Here is a 19,297-nt window from a genome sequence, read left to right as displayed (position 1 = left end):
GGCCTTCGACCCGTTCTCCGCGTCACCCCACCTTCTCGATGACGGCCCTGCGGATCAGGAACTTCCCGGGCTCCCGCACCTGCTCGAAGGCGGCGTTGTTCAGCAGCACACAGCTGCCGGACACCGAGGTGACCTCGACGGTGGTGGACTTGTTGTTGTCCAGGTTGGTGACCTTCAGCTTCGTCCCCGCCGGGAACTGGTTGCTGGAGGCGGCCGGGGCGCCGCCCTCACCGGAGAGCGTGACGGTCGAGCCGTTGCAGACCTGCTGGCCGCCGCCGCCGCCCGCGTTGTTCGCGCCACCGGCGTTGTCCGCACCGCCTCCCGCGTTGTTCGCGCCACCGCCGTTGTTCGCGGGTGCGGACTGCGCCGGCGCGGACTGCGCGGGCTGCGTTCCGGCCTGGGAGCCCTGAGCCGACTCCCCGACCGCGCAACCGGACGCCTTCTGCTGAACCTTGATCTGCTCGATGACGGCCTCGCGGTTGGCGATCCGGGCCTCCGACTGCGCGTCGGGGTTGGCCCGCTGGCCCTCGATGAACTTCTGGTTGTTGCCGAGCGCGGTGGCCAGACCCTGGCAGACCGTGGAGTTCTGCGCGTTCTGCACCGGTGCCGCGTTGGACGTGGCGGCCAGGGCGAAGGCCCCGCCGCCGGCCACGGTCGCGGCGCTGACGAGCAGCGCGATCTTCTTCTTCGTGCTGAGAGTTCTCCTACGCGACATGCGCGCCTCCTGGGTGAGGTGGAGCGTTACGCCGCTATGTACGAGATGCCGAACAGGGTTACTCAACGGTCACCGCAGTCACTCAAGTAACGTAGGTCACAGCCGAGTTGGTGAGGCCGGTCCGAGGGCTACCGGGACAGGGCGTCCCGTACGGCCTCCTCCGTGCGGCCCACCACGGCGCTGCCGTCGTCCGCGGTGATGATCGGCCGCTGGATGAGCTTCGGGTGCTGCGACAGCGCCGCGATCCACCGGTCCCGCGCCTCCGCGTCCCGCGGCCAGTCCTTGAGCCCCAGCTCCTTGGCGTCGGCCTCCTGGGTGCGTGTGATGTCCCACGGCTCCAGTCCCAGCCGGTCGAGCACCTCGCGGATCTCGTCCTCGGCGGGCACGTCCTCCAGGTAGCGGCGGACGGTGTAGTCCGCGCCCTCGGCGTCGAGCAGGGTGAGCGCGCTGCGGCACTTCGAGCAGGCCGGATTGATCCAGATCTCCATGCCGCACACGGTACGCCAGGCATCGGTCTCCACAGGCGTCACAGGGTCCCCAAGAGCCCTGTGGCCAGCGGCTTTTGTCAGTGCCGGGCAGTAGAATAGAAGCAGTGTTCGAGGGTGTCGCCGGGACGTCCGGACGGCTCCCTGACCGCGACAGGAGGATGCCTGTGCCCGCTGCCGCACTGAAGCCGCTGCCCACCCAGTCCACGTCCAGGAGGGCGGTCCTGCTGGACCTGCCGTACGAGCCCGTGGAGAAGCGCCCGCTGCCGCCGGGCCGTCCCCGCGAGTGGTACGTCACGCACAATCGCCGGCTCAAGGCGATGCGTCTGGCCATCGCCCTGCTCGACTCCGGCGTCTACGTGCCGAACCAGGCCCGCGACGAGACGATACGAAGCACCGCGGAACTCATCGGTGTCCACGCGCCGTCCGACACGACGTGCCACATGGTGCGCGCGCTGATGAAGTACTCCCGCTGACGCCCGCTGCCGGGTGCCGCCGCACCGCGCGGCGGCACCCGGCACCGGCCCCGGACTCACCCCGACGACAACTCCTTCTCCAGGGGCGTCCGGAAGCGCGGGGTCACCCGGGTCCCGTCCAGCCAGGCCTGCGCACGCGCGGCCTCGGCCGCGATCGCGTCCAGGGCCTCGCGCCCCACCCCCCGGTCGTCCAGCACCCGCCACACGACCTCACCGCCGGGCCGCTGCGCCCAGCCACCCACCACCCGTCCGTCCCACCACACCGTCGGACCGACGTTGCCGCTGCCGTCGAAGAGGGCGGGCCGCAGACCGGGCGCCAGGTACCAGTCCCGCTCCTGCCAGCCCATGGCCGTCGGGTCGAGGCCGGGCAGCAGGGCCGCCCAGGGCGTTCCCGGCGCGAGGACGGGCTCCTCGTCGCCGTCGGCGACATAGCCGGTGGCGCCGTCGTCGAGCGACACGGCCACCGCCCCGGCCGCGGCGAGAGCCCGCCGCACATCGGTGACCTTCCACCCCGTCCACCACTTCAGGTCGCCCTCGGTGGCGGGCCCGCACGCCCGCAGCCAGCGGCGCAGCAGATCCGGCTGGGCCTCGGCGGGCGGCAGTTCGGGATGCGGCGGAGCGACCGCCCAGCGGAACTGGCTCGACGTCCACGAGCCGAGCGGACGTCCGCGCACCACCCGGCCCTCCACCCCGAGCACCCGCATCAGCCGGGACGACACGGCCTGCGGGCTCTCGTAGCTCTTCCCGGCACCGTAGGTGAACTGTTCCTTCAGCCGCGGTTCGTCCCGGGTGAGTTCGTTCACCGTGGCCTGCCCGCGACGGGCCAGCGCGGCGAGCGCGGACGCCTCGACCTCGGCGAGCCACTCCGCGGTCAGCCGCCCGTCGCTGCCGGTGGCCAAGTCCTTGATCAGGCCCGCGCGCGCCTTCGCGGCGATGGCGAGCCCCGTCGAGGCGTGCACCACCGCGGCCAGGGACGAGGGGAACACGAACACCGTGTGCCGCATGCCGTGCATCCGCACCAGCGTCCGGTCCTCGTACAGCGCCCGGTCGACCTCCGCCACCGTCTTCCCGGCGTCCTCCAGCCGCGCGCCGACCGCCAGGTACACCGTCGCCGGATCGGTGCCGTGCAGCGCGACCAGGGAGTCGCCGACCTCCTCGGGCCGCGCCGCCCGCGCGGCGACCGCCAGCCTCTGCCGCAGGGCGAGCCGGGCCCGCCGTTCCACCGCGTCGATGTGCCGCCGCCGTCCGCTCACGCCGCCTCCAGCCGGTCCCCTGAACCCTGTGATCCCATCCTCTCGAACACGCGGCCGTCACCGGGAGCGACTCACTCGTTTCGCCGAATCCCGCATGCGTGCCCGCTGCCGTCGGCATTGACTGAGGCGACCGCGAGACGCGGGATCCGCAGGACGAGGAGCACATCGGGAGACGCGATGCACGGGCACGGCGTACGAGGGCTGATCCTGGCGGCGACCGCGACGACGGCCCTGGCCGCGTCCCTCACCGGCTGCTCGGAGGGCGACAGTCCCTCCGGGGCCGTGTCCAAGGCCGCGTCCGCCGCGTCCGAGGCCGGGGATGCCCTGGCCTCCGCGACCGCCGAAGCCGGCCAGAAGTTCGACGACGTCAAGAACGGCGTCGACGCCAAGGGCGACGTGAAGCTCGACGGCAAGGTCACCTCCGACGCCGACGGACGGGCCACCGTCAAGCTGACCGCCACCAACTCGGCTTCCGCGACGAAGTCCTACGTCATCCAGGTCGACTTCCGCGACAAGGACGGCAACCTCCTCGGCGTGTCCGTCGTCACCGTCAGCGACGTGGCGAAGGGCGCCTCCAAGGACGCCACCGCGCGCACCAACCGCTCGCTCTCCGGCGACGTCACGGCCGGTGTCGCCCGCGCAGTGCGGTACTGACGGCCGTGGCCCAGAACGGTGCCCCCGGGCCCGCCGACCGGGCGGCAGGGGGCAAGGCCGCGCGCAAGCGCGTCCCCCGTTCCTCGCACGCCGGCTGGATACCCGCCGCCGACCGTCCGGACCCCGTCGCCGTCCTCGAACGGCAGGGCCGCGACCGGCTCCAGGAGCTGCTGCCGATCCGCTACGGGCGGATGACGGCGTCCCCGTTCGCGTTCCTGCGCGGCTCCGCCGCCGTGATGGCCGCCGACCTCGCCGCACACCCGCACACCGGCCTCATGGTGCAGCTGTGCGGCGACGCCCATCTGCTCAACTTCGGCGTGTACGCCTCCCCGGAACGCGCCCTGGTCTTCGACCTCAACGACTTCGACGAGACCTTCCCCGGCCCCTTCGAGTGGGACGTCAAACGGCTCGCGGCCAGTGTCGCGGTCGCCGCCCGCGAGAACGGGCACAAGGAGGCAGAGGCCCACGCCGCGGCCATGACCGCCGCGGGCGAGTACCGCCGGGCCGTACGACGCCTGGCCGAACAGGGCGAACTCGCCGTCTGGTACGCCCGCGTCGACGCCGCGGAGCTGCTCCCGCTGGCCCCGACGGCCCGGCGGCGCAGACGCGTCGAGTCGAGCCTCACCCGGGCCCGCGGCCGCACCAGCCTGCACGCCCTGGGCAAGCTCACCGAGATCGTCGACGGACGGCCGCGCATCGTCCAGGACCCGCCCCTCCTGGAGACGGTCGGCGCCCCCGACATGGCCTCACTGCGCAAGATCTTCAGCGACTACCGCTCCACGCTCTCCGAGGAGCGCCGCCTGCTCCTGGACCGCTACCGCTTCGTGGACGCCGCCCGCAAGGTCGTGGGTGTCGGCAGCGTCGGCACCAGGTGCTTCATCGTGCTGCTCACCGGCCGTGACATGAGCGACCCGCTGTTCCTCCAGATCAAGGAGGCCGGCCGGTCGGTCCTGGAGGAGCACCTGCCCAGCGGTCCGTACGTGCACCCGGGACACCGGGTCGTCGCGGGGCAGCGACTGCTCCAGGCCGCCAGCGACATCTTCCTCGGCTGGATGAGCGGCCCGCAGGACCGGGCCTACTACTGGCGGCAGTTGCGCGACATGAAGACCTCGGCGGACGTCGCGGGCATGAGTCCGGCCGTCCTGCGGATCTACGCCGGGCTGTGCGGCACCACCCTGGCCCGCGCGCACGCGCGTTCCGGCGACCGCATCGCGATCGCCTCGTACCTCGGCACCTCCGACACCTTCGACCGGTCCGTCGCCGACTTCGCGCTGCGCTACGCCGACCGGACCGTCGAGGACCACGCGGCCCTCGGCGCGGCCGTCGCGGCCGGGGTGGTCCGGGCGGCCCCGGGCGTCTGAGCGAGGACGAGCGGCCCGGCGCGCGGCGGATCCACCTTCCCGGTCAGCGGGCCGGGTCGGTGAGGACGAGGTCGACGAACCGTGCCCGGTCCTCGGCATGGTCGTGGAACCACTGGCCGAGCCGGTGCTCCGCGTCGGGCACGTCGAAGCGGGTGAACCGGGCCTTCGTGGACAGGGCGTCCGTCACGGCCTCGGTCACGGCGGGCGGGATCACGGCGTCCGTGCCCGGCACGGCGAGCACCGCACGGCCCGCGTAGGCCCGCAGGACGTCGAGTGCGGGCGCCGTACGCCAGTTGTCCGGGGTACGGATGATCGTGCTGAACAGGCTGTCGCCCTCGCCGAACGGGACCGGCCATGCCTCGGCGCCGTACACGGCCGGTGCGCACAACCCGACGGCGGCGACGCGCTCCTTGTAGTGCCCCGCGAGATCGGCCACGGTCTGCCCGCTCATGCTGAAGCCGACGAGGATCAGCTCTCCGTCCGCGGGGACGTTCGCGTCGATGACGGAGACGGCCTGCTCGAAGCGTCGCCGAAGGCTCAACTCCTTGAGCGCGCCCGTGCTTTCGCCGTGTCCGGAGAAGTCGAGCGCGAGTGCGCGGCAGCCGCGCGCCACGAAGTCGCCGAGCAGCGGGAGCAGACGTTCCTTGCTGCCGTTGCCCGCGCCGTGCAACAGGACCGCGGTGGCGGCACCACCACCGCTTCCGCCGCCTCCGCCGCTGACACAGCTGAGTCGTTCACCGTCGTGGTGGTGCGTGAAGGAGGAGAGCATCTCCCCATTTACGCATGCGGTACGTGCCGCCTCGGAACAGGGCTCCGGGCCGCTCGGGAGGAGGCGGGAGCGGGCTCAGGAGGCAGGGGACGCGGCGGTGCCGGTCCCGGCCTGCGCGGCGGTGTCGCTCTGCGCGTGTGCCGCCGTGTCGCTCTTCGCCCGTGCGGCGGCGATCGCCTCGCGCAGCGCGTCCTCCTGCTCCTGGCTCAGCGACGTCTGCACCAACTGGCCGCCGAACTCGGCGATCTGGGGGACCACCTTGTCGGCGGCGGCCTGCTTGACGAGCACGAACAGCGCGGCGGCACCCGGCCGCAGGTTCTGGCTGAGGTCCTTCATGAAGTTGTCGTTGATGCCGGTGTCCGTGACCGCGCCGCCGGCGGCACCGGCCGCCGCGCCCACCGCTGCGCCGAGCAGCGGCGCCAGGAAGAGCAGTCCGATCACGCCGCCCCAGAGCGCACCCCCGGCCGCGCCCACGGCGGTGTGGCTGACGGCCTGATGGAGCTTGATCTTTCCGTCGTCGCGCCGCTCCACCACCACGGCGTCCTCCAGCTCGACGAGGTGCTGCTTGGACAGCTCGAAGAGCTTCTCCCGCACCTGGTTGGCGGTGGCGAGTTCGTTGTACGCGATGACGAACAGATTGCTCATCCGAAGGCACCCCTTATGTCGAGTTCGTTCGACTTTATAGCGGTACGGGATGGGATGCAGTCGGGAGAAATCCGGATGCGTACGCCCGGGCCCGGTCCCTACGCTGGACACGCGTAGCGGAGCTGCCCAGCACCGCTTGCCGCCGGACAGGCATCAGTCGGCGGACACGGGGCTACTCTCTACGCACCGACGTGCGGCCGCCCACCCCCAGCGCCTCGTCGGCACACCCCACCAGCACGTCAAGACCCGCCATCCACGCATCCCAAGGAGTCCCGTCATGGGCACCTTGATCGTCTCGGCGACCCTGGTTCTGGTCGTCATGGGCTTCTCCGACCACGTCCTCTGGCTCGCGGCGGTGGCCCTGCTCTTCCTGTACGTCCGCTACGGCCGCACGGGGGAGAGCACGTCCGCCGCGTCCTCGAACGGGGCCCCCGCCGGGGGTTCCGCGGGCCGCACGGACACGAGTTACCGCGCCTACCGTGACCGCCGTGACCGTCAGGCCAGGTGGGAGCGCCGCTACCGTCGCGAGCGTCCTCTGGAGGCACGCCGCCAGGAGCGTCAGAAGTAGGCCCGTCCGAGCCGTCCACGGATCCCGTATCGCGCGGATCCGTGCCGTCACAGACCTGGGGCGCCCCAGATCGGGAACCAGCGCCCCAGGTCCTGCTCGATCCGCAGGTCGTCGGCGAGCACCGCCTTGACCTGCAGCTCCAGCGCGTTGTCGCGCCGCCGGCCCGTACCGGCCAGCGGCGCGAACGGGTAGAAGGTCCCGCGCTTGTAGAGGTACACGAGTCCGAGCCGCCGCTGCCCGGTGTCCTCGAAGGCGGCGACCGAGCACAGCAGCTGCGGGCCGAAGCCGGTGCCCTCCAGGGCGCTGTTGACCGCGTGCAGGTCGCTCACCAGCGCGGGCAGGTCGTCGGGCTGCCGCCGGGAGACCAGCCACGAGTACCCGTACTCGTCGCGGACGAGCTCGACGGGCGGCCCGGTGCGCCCGGCATCGGCGTCGAGCAGCGCCTGCGCCTCGTGGTGCGCCTCGGCGAAGGCCGCGCCCTCGACGCTCGCGAAGCACACGGCGCCCGTCCCGGTCGGGGTGAACCCGGCGGCGGCCTGAAGGGTCACGGCCGCCGACGGCAGCCCGAAGAGCTGGTCCAGATCGGGCGCCACGGGCTTGGTGCGACCCAGCAGGATGTCCAGGAACCCCATGCAGATGGCCTTTCCGGGAGTCTCAGGTGGTGGTACCGGGCGCCGCGGGCTCGCCCAGCTCGGCGGAGATGCGGGCCAGTTGCTCCAGGCGCTGCTCCAGACTCGGGTGCGTGGAGAACAGCTTGGCGAAACCGGGCTCGGCGCCGAGCGCGGGCGTGAAGTAGAAGGCGTTGAAGGCCTGCGCGGTACGCAGGTCCTTCGTGGGGATCCGGCCGATGTCCCCGGTGACCTTGGTCAGCGCGGACGCCAGCGCCGAGGGCCGTCCGGTGAGCAGGGCCGCGGCGCGGTCGGCGGCCAGCTCGCGGTAGCGCGACAGCGCCCTGATGAGCAGGAAACTGATGGCGTACACGGCCGCGGAGACGGCCATCACCATCGCGAAGATCGCGACGGTGTTCTGGTCCTTGCGCCCTCGCCCGAAGAGCTCGGAGTAGAAGGCGAACCGCACGATCAGCCCGGCGATCACGCCGAGGAACGACGCCACGGTGATCACCGCCACGTCCTTGTGCGCCACGTGCGACAGCTCGTGCGCCAGGACGCCTTCGAGCTCGTCGGGTTCGAGCCTTCGCAGCAGTCCGCTGGTCACGCACAGTACGGCGTGGTCGGCGTTGCGTCCGGTGGCGAAGGCGTTGGGCATGTCCAGGTCGGACACCGCGACCAGCGGCTTCGGCATGTCGGCCACCGCGCACAGCCGGTCGACGACGCCGTGCAGCTGGGGGTACTGCTCCCGCTCCACGATCCGCCCGTGCATCGCGTACAGCGCGATCCGGTCCGAGAACCAGTACTGGGCGCCCAGCAGCCCGGCCGCGAAGACGACGACCAGCACCCAGGACTTCAGCAACACGATCAGCGCGGCGACGAACGCCACGTACAGCAATCCGAGCAGGAACAACGTGACCGTCATCCGGACGGTCAGCCGCCGATCACTCCGGAACCGGCTCTGCATCGCGCATCACCCCGCAGTCAGGCACTCGTCCCGCTTCCCATTGTGCGCCCGCACCCACCCATGAACAGGGTCCGAACGACCCCATGGAACGCAAAGGAATCCGGGCCCCGGAGGCGGGCCCGCACAGAGGCAGGGGGTTCGGAACGGCGGGGTCCGCGTCCGGAAGCACTCGCCCCCGCACCGGACGAACGGCGGAGCCCCGCCGCTGCCCGGAGGCAGGGGCGGGGCTCCGTGTGCAGACGGTGCCGGGGTCGGCTCACACGTCGAAGTAGAGCTCGAACTCGTGCGGGTGCGGGCGCAGCTGCAGCGGGGCGATCTCGTTCGTGCGCTTGAAGTCGATCCACGTCTCGATCAGGTCGGACGTGAAGACGTCGCCCTGGAGGAGGAACTCGTGGTCGGCCTCGAGGGAGTCGAGGACGGCCGGGAGCGAGGTCGGGACCTGGGCGACGTTCGCGTGCTCCTCGGGAGCCAGCTCGTACAGGTCCTTGTCGATCGGCTCGGCCGGCTCGATCTTGTTCTTGATGCCGTCGAGGCCCGCGAGGAGAAGGGCCGAGAAGGCGAGGTACGGGTTGCCGGAGGAGTCGGGCGCGCGGAACTCGACGCGCTTGGCCTTCGGGTTGGAACCCGTGATCGGGATGCGCATGGCGGCCGAGCGGTTGCGCTGCGAGTACACCAGGTTGATCGGGGCCTCGAAGCCCGGCACCAGACGGTGGTACGAGTTCACCGTCGGGTTGGTGAAGGCGAGGAGGGAGGGGGCGTGCTTCAGGATGCCGCCGATGTAGAAGCGGGCGGTGTCCGAGAGGCCCGCGTAGCCCGCCTCGTCGTAGAACAGCGGGTCGCCGTTGCTCCACAGCGACTGGTGGACGTGCATGCCCGAGCCGTTGTCGCCGAAGATCGGCTTCGGCATGAAGGTCGCGGTCTTGCCGTTGCGCCAGGCGACGTTCTTCACGATGTACTTGAAGAGCATCAGGTCGTCGGCGGCGGCGAGCAGCGTGTTGAACTTGTAGTTGATCTCGGCCTGGCCGGCGGTCCCCACCTCGTGGTGCTGGCGCTCGACCTGGAGACCCTGCTTGTCCAGCTCCAGGGAGATCTCCGCACGCAGGTCGGCGAAGTGGTCGACCGGCGGGGTCGGGAAGTAGCCGCCCTTGTAGCGGACCTTGTAACCGCGGTTGTCCTCCAGCGCACCGGTGTTCCAGGCGCCGGCCTCGGAGTCGATGTGGTAGAAGGACTCGTTCGCGGAGGTCTGGAAGCGCACGCTGTCGAAGACGTAGAACTCGGCCTCGGGACCGAAGTACGCGGTGTCGGCGATACCGGTCGACGCGAGGTAGGCCTCGGCCTTCTTCGCCACGTTGCGCGGGTCACGGGAGTACTGCTCGCCCGTGATCGGGTCGTGGATGAAGAAGTTGATGTTGACCGTCTTGTCGCGGCGGAAGGGGTCGACGCGCGCGGTGGACAGGTCGGCGCGGAGCGCCATGTCGGACTCGTGGATGGCCTGGAAGCCGCGGATCGAGGAGCCGTCGAACGCAAGCTCCTCGGCCGGGTCGAAGGCCTCCGCCGGCACCGTGAAGTGCTGCATCACACCCGGCAGGTCGCAGAAGCGGACGTCGATGAACTTGACGTCCTCGTCCGCGATGAACTTCTTGGCCTCGTCGGCGTTCTGGAACATCCAGCTCCTCCTACTCCCGCCCACTGTGGACCGGGGTGGTAGTTCGTTCGTGCGGCCAGTGCGGTGGCACACGCTGGGGCCGACCATAGGGACGGGGGATTTCTCCAGCGTGACCCATTTGTTTCGCCCAAGTTAACCGACGCGGGTCGGTCCGGCCCCTCCTGTCCGGATGCCAAAACGGGCACAGTACCTTGGACGGGTGGACAACAGGCAAGCAATCGGATCGTGGCTCTCCGGCCCCCGCGCCGCCGCGGAGGATGCCGGGGTCGACTTCGGATACCGGGGACAGCAGCTCGGTCTCCCGGAGCACGGGCCGGGCTCCATCGCCCGCCCGGGCCGCCGCCTCGGCGCCCTGGCAGTGGACTGGGGGCTGTGCCTCTTGATCGCATACGGACTGCTCACCGACGGCTATGACCAGGCTACCGGCAACTGGGCCCTGCTCGTCTTCTTCGCGCTCAGCGTGCTCACCGTCGGTACGGTCGGCTTCACCCCGGGCAAGCGCCTGTTCGGTCTGCGGGTCGTACCCGAGGGCGGCGGCCGGCTGAACCCGCTGCGCGCGCTGCTGCGCAGCGCGCTCGTCTGCGTGGCCGTTCCGGCCCTGATCTGGGACCGCGACGGCCGGGGTCTGCACGACCGCCTCGCGCGCACGGTCGAGGTCCGCATCTGACGACGGCCCGCGCCGCCGCCCACCGCTTCGGCGGTGAGCGGCCCCGTACCCCGTGCGGCGAAGGGGCGGGGGCGGCCCACCGCGCACGGCGAAAGGGCGAGCAGGGTTCGGCGCGCACGGCGAGGGGCGCGCCAGGACGACCGCCGCGCCCGGTGAGGGCCCGAGGACTTCCGTACACGCACGGCAGGCTCCGCTCGGCGAAGGGCCCGGCGCGAGTCTGCGCGTACGACGAGAAGGGCCCGCGCGAGTCAGCGCGTACGACGAAGGGGCGCCCGGAGTGATCCGGGCGCCCCTTTCTCGTAGGTGGGGTGTCAGCGGGCCTTCGGGCCGCCGCGCGGCATCCGCATGCCCTTCGGCATCGGTCCCTTGGGCAGCGGCATGTTGCTCATCAGGTCGCCCATGGCGCGCAGCCGGTCGTTGGTCGCGGTGACCTGCGGGCCGGAGAGCACGCGGGGCAGCTTCAGCATCGTCGTGCGGAGCTTCTTGAGCTGCACCTGGCCCTCGCCGTCACCGACGAGGATGTCGTGCACCGGGACGTCCGCGACGATCCGCGCCATCTTCTTCTTCTCGGCGGCCAGCAGGCTCTTGACCCGGTTCGGGTTGCCCTCGGCGACCAGCACGATGCCGGCCTTGCCGACCGCGCGGTGCACCACGTCCTGGCTGCGGTTCATCGCCACCGCCGGAGTGGTGGTCCAGCCCCGGCCGATGTTGTCCAGCACGGCCGCCGCGGCTCCCGGCTGTCCCTCCATCTGCCCGAAGGCGGCCCGCTCGGCCCTGCGTCCGAAGACGATCGCCGTCGCGAGGAAGGCCAGCAGGAGGCCGAGAATGCCGAGATAGATCGGGTGGCCGATCAAGAAGCCGATCGCGAGGAAGACACCGAGGGTGACGATTCCGACAGCCGCGAGCACAAGACCGATCTTCTTGTCGGCCTTGCGGGTCATCTTGTAGGTCAGGGCGATCTGCTTGAGTCGCCCGGGGTTCGCAGCGTCCGCTGCAGGTTCCTTCCTCGCCATGCCACGAAGTCTACGTGGCCCCGCGAGCGCCGACGACGGCAGGACCGGGGCCGCGGTTCCGGGCCCCGGCGGCCGGCGCGGCTAGCGGCGGGTGGCCACGGACTCCAGCACGCGCTGCGCCTCGACCCGGTCCTTGGCTCGGCGGCGGTCCTCCAGGACGGAGGTCCAGGCGTTGCGGCGGGCCGTGCGCTGGCCGCCGCTCATGAGGATCGACTCGACGGCACGGAGTGCATCTGTGAACGACGGAATGGCGGTGGCGCGTACCGGCGCGGCCTGCATGATGGGGGTCCCCCCTCGGGATCGGCTGCTTTCGTGAAAAGCAAGTACGTGGCGTAAGACCAGGGTCACTGATTGGTGTTACCAGGGCGTGACCGACCGGTCAAACACCAATGAAGCCTTGATGTGAAGGGCGCGCATCCTGACGCGGCCCAAATGGTGGCCCCATCTGCGGGGACGGTCGGGACGGCTGTGAACGGTCCGCGGCGAGGGGGACGTTGCTTGTGCGCGGATTCACACGAAAGCGGTGGCACGCAGTGCCACCGCTCGTGTTTTCGATCATGCCGTCCGGCGTGTCAGACCGCCTGGGAGGCGACGTAGGCGCCGCGCTTCTCGACGGCCATCTGGTACAGCCGGCCGGCCCGGTAGGAGGAGCGGACCAGCGGGCCCGACATGACGCCGGAGAAGCCGATCTCCTCGGCCTCCTCCTTCAGCTCGACGAACTCCTGCGGCTTGACCCAGCGCTCCACGGGGTGGTGGCGCACGGACGGGCGCAGGTACTGCGTGATCGTGATGAGCTCGCAACCTGCCTCGTGCAGCTGCTGGAGCGCCTCGCTGATCTCCTCGCGGGTCTCGCCCATGCCGAGGATCAGGTTCGACTTCGTGACCAGACCGTAGTCACGGGCCTCGGTGATGACCTTGAGCGAGCGCTCGTAGCGGAAGCCGGGGCGGATGCGCTTGAAGATCCGGGGGACCGTCTCGACGTTGTGCGCGAAGACCTCGGGGCGCGAGGAGAAGACCTCGGCGAGCTGCTCGGGCTCGGCGTTGAAGTCGGGGGCGAGCAGCTCGACCTTGGTGCGGCCGGCCTCGCGGCCCGCCGTCTGGGCGTGGATCTGGCGGACCGTCTCGGCGTACAGCCAGGCGCCGCCGTCCTCCAGGTCGTCGCGGGCGACGCCGGTGATGGTCGCGTAGTTCAGGTCCATCGTGACGACGGACTCGCCGACGCGGCGCGGCTCGTCACGGTCGAGCGCCTCGGGCTTGCCGGTGTCGATCTGGCAGAAGTCGCAGCGCCTGGTGCACTGGTCGCCGCCGATGAGGAAGGTGGCCTCGCGGTCTTCCCAGCACTCGTAGATGTTGGGACAGCCCGCCTCCTGGCAGACCGTGTGCAGCCCCTCGCTCTTCACGAGGCTCTGCATCTTCGTGTACTCGGGGCCCATTTTCGCCCGGGTCTTGATCCACTCGGGCTTGCGCTCGATGGGGGTCTGGCTGTTGCGGACCTCCAGGCGCAGCATCTTGCGTCCGTCGGGTGCGACTGCGGACACATCGGCTCCCTGCTGATTGCTCTGAGTAGGCTTCGTACTCTGCGTGGTCTTCGAATCTTCGGCGTACACCAGCGTACGCCCGTGCGTGTTGCGGTCCTTCGTCTGGGCAACCTTCGGGACCGGGGGTGCATTCCCGTCCCCGTGGGACTGCCCTAGGCCGACGCGCCTTCCACCACCCGCGGCTTGAGGTCGGCGTTCTCCAGGATGTCCCTGAGGTGCTTCTCAGCCACCGGCAGGACGTCGGCGATCGTCACGTCGCGGCCCAGTTCGTTCGCGAGCGAGGTGACGCCGGCGTCCCGGATGCCGCAGGGGATGATGCGGTCGAACCAGACGTTGTCCGGGTTCACGTTGAGGGCGAAGCCGTGCATGGTGACGCCCTTGGCGACACGGATGCCGATCGCTGCGATCTTGCGGTCCTCGCGGCGCTGGCCGGCGTTGGACGGCGCGTACTCCGGGCCGTTCAGCCGGGGGTCGAACTCCTCGTCCTGGAGCCGGGGGTCGAAGTCGAGGGAGAGGCCGCCGAGCGAGGGGCGCCGTTCCACCGGGTCGCCGAGCACCCAGACGCCGCTGCGGCCCTCGACGCGGGTGGTCTCGAGACCGAACTCCGCACACGTACGGATAAGAGCCTCTTCCAAGCGGCGTACATGTGCTACGACGTCCACCGGGCGGGGCAGCTTCTGGATCGGGTAGCCGACCAGCTGGCCGGGGCCGTGCCAGGTGATCTTGCCGCCGCGGTCCACGTCGATCACGGGCGTGCCGTCCAGGGGCCGCTCGTCGTCCGCCGTGCGCCGGCCCGCCGTGTAGACCGGCGGGTGCTCCAGGAGCAGGCAGGTGTCGGGCATCTCGTCCAGGAAACGGGCGGCGTGCACCCGGCGCTGCTCGTCCCACGCCTCCTGGTAGTCGACCGCCTCGGCACCGAATCCCATGCGGACGAACCGCAACTCACTCACGGCAAGCGCCTCCCTAGAAGCTTCGTCGGGCACACCGCGGTGCCCTTGTGCGGCACGCGGAAGAACCTTTCGTCAGGTCCGTGGCGCACCCACGCCACTGTACGTCCGGCCGCCGGCCGTCAGCCGAGTGGCCAATCCTCACACGATCGGATGAATGAATCTCGAAGTCTGCGATGAGGTGCTTACGCTCCGCTACATTCGCGCCGTTCACGAGGCCATAAGGGCTGCTCACAGGCAATCCGGGCAAGTCGCAGAGACCCGGAAGGCAGGAGACCGCACCGCAGATGACGGAACGACCCGCGCAGCGCACCCCCAACCGCCAGCTCGCCGCGCTCATCGCAGAAGCGGGGTTCTCCAACGCAGGTCTCGCCCGTCGCGTGGACCAGCTCGGCCTCGAACACGGACTCGATCTCAGATACGACAAGACATCCGTCACCCGGTGGCTGCGCGGGCAGCAGCCCCGGGGCACCACGCCCGCGCTCATCGCCGAGGTGTTCACCCGCCGTCTCGGCCGCCGGCTCACCGCGCAGGACCTCGGGCTCGACGCCTGCGCCCCGGTCTACGCGGGGCTGGAGTTCGCCGCGACCCCCGAGGAGGCCGTGGACATCGTCAGCGGCCTGTGGCGCAAGGACTCCGGCAGTCACGCCGAGCTCCGCAAGATCGCCTTCACCCCGGCGGGACTCGTCGTCCCGAGCCGGGACTGGCTGATCGGGCGGGCCGACGACCGGGTCGGACGCGGCGAGACCGGGGCCGGCCGTGTCCCCGGGCAGGGGCGACCGGCGGTCCCGCGGCAGCGCAGCCAGACCGAGCGCGGCCCGGGGCAGAAGGTCACCGGGGGCGACATCGCGGCGCTCCGCTCGGTCGGTGAACTCTTCCGCGCCCTCGACAACGCCTACGGCGGCGGCCACGCACGCCAGGCACTGGTGCGCTATCTGGAGCACGAGGCCGAGCCGATGCTGCGCGGCACGTACGGCGAACAGACCGGGCGGCGGCTGTTCGCCGCCGCCGCCGACCTCACCCGGCTGGCCGGCTGGACCTCGTACGACATCGCCGCGCACGGGCTCGCACAGCGGTACTACGTCCAGGCGCTGCGCCTGTCGCAGGCCGCCGGGGACCGCGCCTACGGCTCCTACGTGCTGGTCACGATGAGCCGCCAGGCCGTCTACCTCGGTCACGGCCGGGAGGCCGTGCAACTGGCGCGTGTGGCCCAGCAGGGCGTCGGATCGGCGGCGCCGTCCGTGGTGCAGGCACTGCTGCACGCGGCCGAGGCGCGTGGACACGGCGTGCTGGGCGAGGTGCGCGCCTGCACCGCCGCCCTCGTGCGGGCCGAGCGCGCGCTGGAGGCGTCCCGGACGGGCGAGGAGATCCCGCACTGGGCACGGTTCTTCGACGAGGCGCAGCTCGCCGACGAGTTCGGGCACTGCCACCGTGACCTCCAGCAGTACCGGGCCGCCGCGCAGCACGCCGAGCGCTCGCTGCAACTGCGGGCGCCCGGCTATGCGCGCAGCCGGCTGTTCTGCCGCGTGGTGCTCGCCTCCGCGCGGCTCGGCCTCGGGGAGCTCGACCAGGCCTGCCAGCTCGGCGCGGAGGCGGCCGGGCAGGCGGCCGAGATGCGGTCGGTGCGGGCCGTCGAGTACGTACGGGACTTCGAGCGGCGCCTGGAGCCCTACAAGGACGCGACGCCCGTACGCGGTTACCGGGACAGGGTGGCGGCGCTGGGCTGACGCCGGGGACGGCTCAGGCCGCGGTCTCCAGGAGTTCCGCCAGCGGGGCCGGCCGGGCGCCCAGGTCCGAGAGCAGGGCATGGGCGGCCCGGCGGGCCGAGTGCAGCGCACCCTGCACGGTGCTGGTGTCCCGGTGGTCGCCGCAGACGTACAGGCCGGCGAGGAGCCGCACGGGGCGGTGCGGATCGTGCGGCGACGGCATCGCCGGGACCGCCTCGGGGTCGTGATGGACCGCGAGGAGTTCCCAGCGGGTCGTCGACGTCCCGTAGAGACGGGCCAGTTGGGCGCGGACCGCCGCGTCCAGGTGTGCCGCGGCCGGTGGGGTGCCCAGCACCGTCGAGGAGATGAGGGCGCGGCCCTCGGGCGCGCGCGTCGGGTCGACCCGGCTGACGACCGCGGTGTGCGCCACGGGGCCGCTGCGGTCGGCGTCCAGCAGCAGGGCGTCGTCCGTGAGCGGGGGCTCGTCGGTGGTGTGGTGAAGGACCGTCACCGGGTGGAAGGCGGGCAGGCGCAGGCCGGGCAGCAGCTCGGCCGCGGCACGGGCACCGGTCGCCAGCAGGACGGCCCGGCAGCCGATCCGGCCGTGCTCCCTCGTCGTCACGGTGGTCGTGGAGACCGACGTGACCTCGACGCCGGTGCGGACCGTGCCCGGCGGCAGCGCCGCGGCGAGCAGCTCCGGGAGCGCGTCCGCGCCGCCCTCGGGCAGACACAGTCGGCCCGTCGCGAAGGAGTGCAGGGCGAGGTCCGCGCAGCGGTTCGAGGTCTTCAGGTCGGGGTCGCACAGCAGCGCGGCGAGCAGGGGGCGCAGGAAGCCGTCGACCGTGCGGGCCGGCAGCCCGCAGGAGGCGAGCGCCCGGGCGGCCGGCACGTCCGGGCGGCCGAGCAGGCGCTCCGGCGGGGTGGCGGCGATCCGTGCCAGGGCGGTGGCCAGACGGGACTGGTCGAGCGGGCCGCCGAGGGGGCCGGGGCGCGTGGCGGCGCGTTGCGGGCGGGCCAGCGAGAGCCGGGGGGCGCTCGCGAGGGCGCGCGCGGTGGTGAGTGCGCCCCTTGCGCTTCGGGGCACGCGGGGAGCCGACGGGGGAACGGCCGCACGGTGGTGGTGACCGTCGCTGTGCAGCAGGACGCCCGGGGAGAACGGGCGCAGGACGAGACCGTCCAGGCCCGGGGTGCGGCGCAGTTCGGGGTACGAGGTGGACAGCAGCCGGCCCAGCCGGTCCAGCCGGAAGCCGTCGACCTTCTCCGTGGTCATGCGCCCGCCCACGTGCGGCGCGGCCTCCAGGACGGTGGTCGTCAGCCCCGCCCTGGTCAGATGCAACGCGGCCGCCAGACCGGCTGCCCCGGCTCCCACGACGACGACGTCGACGTCCTGTGCGCGTGGTGCGTCTTCTGCGTATGCAGCGTATTCCGCGATCTCCGCGATCTGCGCGGTGTAGCGTGCGGGCTCTAGCACGTGCCCCTCCCCGAGGTTGCGCGGCCGGTGGGGACGTCATGCCCCCAACAGGCGTCTGGAATACCCGAGTTCGGATCGAGGGTAGGTGCGCCCGCCGACGGCGGAAGACGCGCGGCGGCCGTGCACGGGCGCATGGGGGGTGCATGTGACCCTCCGGTACGGCCGCCCGTGACCCTCCGGTACGGCCGTCCGGACGGCCCCGGCCGCCGCGAACGCCTCAGTCGAGCGCCGCCCGCAGCGCCCCCTCGATCGACGGGAACGCGAACGAGAAGCCCGATTCCAGGAGACGGCCGGGCAGGACCCGCTGGCTGCCGAGGATGTCGCCGGCCATGTCGCCGAGGGCGAGACGCAGCAGCGGAGCCGGGGTGGTGAACACCGTGGGGCGGTGCAGGACACGGCCCATCGCCTCGGTGATCTCACGGTTGGTGAGCGGGTCCGGAGCCGTCAGGTTCACCGGGCCGGCGAGCCGGTCCGTGTCGATGAGGTGCCGGATCGCCGCCACCTCGTCGTGCAGGGAGATGAAGCTCCAGTACTGGCGGCCGTCGCCCATCCGGCCACCGACCCCCGCCTTGAAGAGCGGGAACAGCTTCGCCCACGCGCCGCCCTTGCTGGAGACCACCAGGCCGGTCCGGGCGAAGACCGTACGGACACCGGCGTCCTGGGCGGGGCCCGCCGCCTCCTCCCAGTCCACGCACAGCGAGGACAGGAAACCGGTCCCGGGCGGCGCCGACTCGTCCACCGCCCGGCCGTCCGTGTCGCCGTAGTACCCGATCGCGCTGCCGTTCACGAACACCGCGGGCGGCTCGTCGAGGGAGGCCACCGCGTCGGCCAGCGTCGCCGTGCCGAGGACCCGGCTCTCCCGGATCCTGCGCCGGTACGCCTCCGTCCAGCGCTGCGCGGCGATGCCCGCTCCCGCCAGATTGACCACCGCGGCGCAGCCGGCGAGGCCCGCCGTGTCGATCCGCTCCCGTTCGGGGTCCCACTCGACCTCGTCCTCCGTACGGGGCGCCCGGCGCACCAGACGCACCACCACGTGTCCGTCCGCGGCCAGCGAGCGCGCCAGCGCCGAACCGATCAGGCCGGACGCACCGGCGACGGCAACACGCGAACCGGGGGGAAGGGTCGAGTCGCTCATGAGTCCATCCTGCCCGCGAAGCCCCAGAAATCGCGGGACGAGGCCGGGTGGCGGAGCCGTACAGTGATCGGCATGCCGGCACCACTCATACGCACCGCCACGCTCGACGACGAGGACGAGCTCGGGCGACTCGACCGGGTCACCTGGTCCACGCTGCATGCCGTCGCACCGCGCCCGCAGCCCCCGTACGAGCCCTTCTACAGCGAGCGCTTCGGGCCGCGTGACCATCTCGTCGCCGAGATCGGCGGCCGCCTGGTGGGCTACATCCGCCTGGGCTTTCCGACCCCGCTCGCCTGCAACGCGCATGTGCGGCAGATCCAGGGGCTCGTCGTCGCCGACGAGGCACGCGGCACCGGCGTCGGGCGGGCCCTGCTGCGGGCCGTGCAGGACGAGGCCCGCAGGCAGGGCGCCCGGAGGATCACGCTGCGGGTCCTCGGGCACAACGCCCCGGCACGGGGGCTGTACGAGTCGGAGGGCTTCGTCGTGGAGGGCGTCCTGCCCGAGGAGTTCCTGCTGGACGGCACGTACGTGGACGACGTGTTCATGGGACGTTCGCTCTGACCCACTGACCCACTGACCCACTGACCCACTGACCCACTGACCCACTGACCCACTGACCCACTGACCCACTGACCCACTGACCCACTGACCCA

Annotated in this window: 21 protein-coding genes; 7 read left to right on the top strand and 14 right to left on the bottom strand. The window is 71.6% G+C overall.

The genetic code is table 11. From position 1 onward, the window contains the following. Positions 1-22: 22 nt before the first annotated feature. Both ACZ4IF_RS01255 and ACZ4IF_RS01250 read right to left on the bottom strand, forming a co-directional pair. Positions 23-715 carry an RlpA-like double-psi beta-barrel domain-containing protein gene (locus tag ACZ4IF_RS01255; RefSeq protein WP_467558459.1) on the bottom strand — a complete coding sequence of 231 codons (693 nt, stop codon included), beginning with the start codon at positions 713-715 and terminating at the stop codon, positions 23-25. Positions 716-843: 128 nt separating this feature from the next. Beyond that, positions 844-1,203: an arsenate reductase family protein gene (locus tag ACZ4IF_RS01250; protein WP_467558457.1), complete on the bottom strand. Its 360-nt coding sequence runs from the start codon at positions 1,201-1,203 to the stop codon at positions 844-846. A 164-nt stretch (positions 1,204-1,367) separates the two neighbouring features. Between ACZ4IF_RS01250 and ACZ4IF_RS01245 the strand changes: the two genes are divergently transcribed. Next, positions 1,368-1,676, top strand: coding sequence for a hypothetical protein (locus ACZ4IF_RS01245; RefSeq protein ID WP_467558455.1), 309 nt, complete (start codon positions 1,368-1,370; stop codon positions 1,674-1,676). Positions 1,677-1,732: 56 nt separating this feature from the next. On the opposite strand, the gene ACZ4IF_RS01240 is transcribed toward ACZ4IF_RS01245, so the two are convergent. Continuing rightward, positions 1,733-2,929 (bottom strand): winged helix DNA-binding domain-containing protein, encoded by a 1,197-nt coding sequence (locus ACZ4IF_RS01240; RefSeq protein ID WP_467558453.1) that lies wholly within the window; start codon positions 2,927-2,929, stop codon positions 1,733-1,735. Positions 2,930-3,106: 177 nt separating this feature from the next. On the opposite strand from ACZ4IF_RS01240, the gene ACZ4IF_RS01235 reads away from it, so the two are divergent. Both ACZ4IF_RS01235 and ACZ4IF_RS01230 read left to right on the top strand, forming a co-directional pair. Continuing rightward, entirely contained in the window at positions 3,107-3,583 is a 477-nt protein-coding gene (locus tag ACZ4IF_RS01235) for a hypothetical protein (protein WP_467558451.1), read from the top strand. 5 nt (positions 3,584-3,588) lie between these two features. Further along, on the top strand, positions 3,589-4,944 hold the full coding sequence (locus tag ACZ4IF_RS01230; protein WP_467558449.1) for a DUF2252 domain-containing protein: 1,356 nt from the start codon (positions 3,589-3,591) through the stop codon (positions 4,942-4,944). Positions 4,945-4,987: 43 nt separating this feature from the next. Here ACZ4IF_RS01230 and ACZ4IF_RS01225 read toward each other — a convergent pair whose 3' ends face one another. After that, positions 4,988-5,713, bottom strand: coding sequence for an alpha/beta hydrolase (locus ACZ4IF_RS01225; RefSeq protein WP_467558447.1), 726 nt, complete (start codon positions 5,711-5,713; stop codon positions 4,988-4,990). 75 nt (positions 5,714-5,788) lie between these two features. Next, positions 5,789-6,358: a DUF1269 domain-containing protein gene (locus ACZ4IF_RS01220; protein ID WP_467558445.1), complete on the bottom strand. Its 570-nt coding sequence runs from the start codon at positions 6,356-6,358 to the stop codon at positions 5,789-5,791. A 277-nt stretch (positions 6,359-6,635) separates the two neighbouring features. On the opposite strand from ACZ4IF_RS01220, the gene ACZ4IF_RS01215 reads away from it, so the two are divergent. Beyond that, on the top strand, positions 6,636-6,926 hold the full coding sequence (locus tag ACZ4IF_RS01215) for a hypothetical protein (protein ID WP_467558443.1): 291 nt from the start codon (positions 6,636-6,638) through the stop codon (positions 6,924-6,926). A 47-nt stretch (positions 6,927-6,973) separates the two neighbouring features. On the opposite strand, the gene pspAB is transcribed toward ACZ4IF_RS01215, so the two are convergent. The 3 genes from pspAB to glnA form a co-directional block, all read right to left on the bottom strand. Beyond that, on the bottom strand, positions 6,974-7,558 hold the full coding sequence (pspAB, locus tag ACZ4IF_RS01210; RefSeq protein ID WP_359502041.1) for a PspA-associated protein PspAB: 585 nt from the start codon (positions 7,556-7,558) through the stop codon (positions 6,974-6,976). A 22-nt stretch (positions 7,559-7,580) separates the two neighbouring features. Continuing rightward, positions 7,581-8,501 carry a zinc metalloprotease HtpX gene (gene htpX / locus ACZ4IF_RS01205; RefSeq protein ID WP_467558441.1) on the bottom strand — a complete coding sequence of 307 codons (921 nt, stop codon included), beginning with the start codon at positions 8,499-8,501 and terminating at the stop codon, positions 7,581-7,583. 256 nt (positions 8,502-8,757) lie between these two features. Beyond that, on the bottom strand, positions 8,758-10,167 hold the full coding sequence (gene glnA, locus ACZ4IF_RS01200) for a type I glutamate--ammonia ligase (protein ID WP_095933838.1): 1,410 nt from the start codon (positions 10,165-10,167) through the stop codon (positions 8,758-8,760). 199 nt (positions 10,168-10,366) lie between these two features. Here glnA and ACZ4IF_RS01195 point away from each other — a divergent pair, with 199 nt between their 5' ends. Further along, positions 10,367-10,834 (top strand): RDD family protein, encoded by a 468-nt coding sequence (locus ACZ4IF_RS01195; protein WP_467558438.1) that lies wholly within the window; start codon positions 10,367-10,369, stop codon positions 10,832-10,834. A 311-nt stretch (positions 10,835-11,145) separates the two neighbouring features. On the opposite strand, the gene ACZ4IF_RS01190 is transcribed toward ACZ4IF_RS01195, so the two are convergent. The 4 genes from ACZ4IF_RS01190 to lipB form a co-directional block, all read right to left on the bottom strand. Then, on the bottom strand, positions 11,146-11,847 hold the full coding sequence (locus ACZ4IF_RS01190; protein ID WP_359502033.1) for a DUF4191 domain-containing protein: 702 nt from the start codon (positions 11,845-11,847) through the stop codon (positions 11,146-11,148). Between the two features lie 81 nt (positions 11,848-11,928). After that, positions 11,929-12,126 carry an SCO2195 family GlnR-regulated protein gene (locus tag ACZ4IF_RS01185; RefSeq protein ID WP_095933835.1) on the bottom strand — a complete coding sequence of 66 codons (198 nt, stop codon included), beginning with the start codon at positions 12,124-12,126 and terminating at the stop codon, positions 11,929-11,931. Positions 12,127-12,419: 293 nt separating this feature from the next. Then, on the bottom strand, positions 12,420-13,385 hold the full coding sequence (gene lipA, locus ACZ4IF_RS01180; protein WP_345643345.1) for a lipoyl synthase: 966 nt from the start codon (positions 13,383-13,385) through the stop codon (positions 12,420-12,422). 152 nt (positions 13,386-13,537) lie between these two features. Next, positions 13,538-14,335 (bottom strand): lipoyl(octanoyl) transferase LipB, encoded by a 798-nt coding sequence (lipB, locus tag ACZ4IF_RS01175; RefSeq protein WP_467558435.1) that lies wholly within the window; start codon positions 14,333-14,335, stop codon positions 13,538-13,540. Between the two features lie 284 nt (positions 14,336-14,619). On the opposite strand from lipB, the gene ACZ4IF_RS01170 reads away from it, so the two are divergent. Continuing rightward, positions 14,620-16,059, top strand: coding sequence for a regulator (locus ACZ4IF_RS01170; protein ID WP_467558433.1), 1,440 nt, complete (start codon positions 14,620-14,622; stop codon positions 16,057-16,059). 13 nt (positions 16,060-16,072) lie between these two features. Here ACZ4IF_RS01170 and ACZ4IF_RS01165 read toward each other — a convergent pair whose 3' ends face one another. Then, positions 16,073-17,470 carry an NAD(P)/FAD-dependent oxidoreductase gene (locus ACZ4IF_RS01165; RefSeq protein ID WP_467559913.1) on the bottom strand — a complete coding sequence of 466 codons (1,398 nt, stop codon included), beginning with the start codon at positions 17,468-17,470 and terminating at the stop codon, positions 16,073-16,075. A gap of 256 nt (positions 17,471-17,726) precedes the next feature. Then, positions 17,727-18,644 carry a TIGR01777 family oxidoreductase gene (locus tag ACZ4IF_RS01160; protein ID WP_345643356.1) on the bottom strand — a complete coding sequence of 306 codons (918 nt, stop codon included), beginning with the start codon at positions 18,642-18,644 and terminating at the stop codon, positions 17,727-17,729. Positions 18,645-18,716: 72 nt separating this feature from the next. Here ACZ4IF_RS01160 and ACZ4IF_RS01155 point away from each other — a divergent pair, with 72 nt between their 5' ends. Next, positions 18,717-19,205, top strand: a complete 489-nt coding sequence (locus tag ACZ4IF_RS01155) for a GNAT family N-acetyltransferase (RefSeq protein WP_467558430.1) — start codon at positions 18,717-18,719, stop codon at positions 19,203-19,205. Positions 19,206-19,297: the final 92 nt, after the last annotated feature.

The organism is Streptomyces sp. NPDC025784, from assembly GCF_055558435.1.
This window is presented reverse-complemented; position numbering and strand designations above follow the sequence as displayed.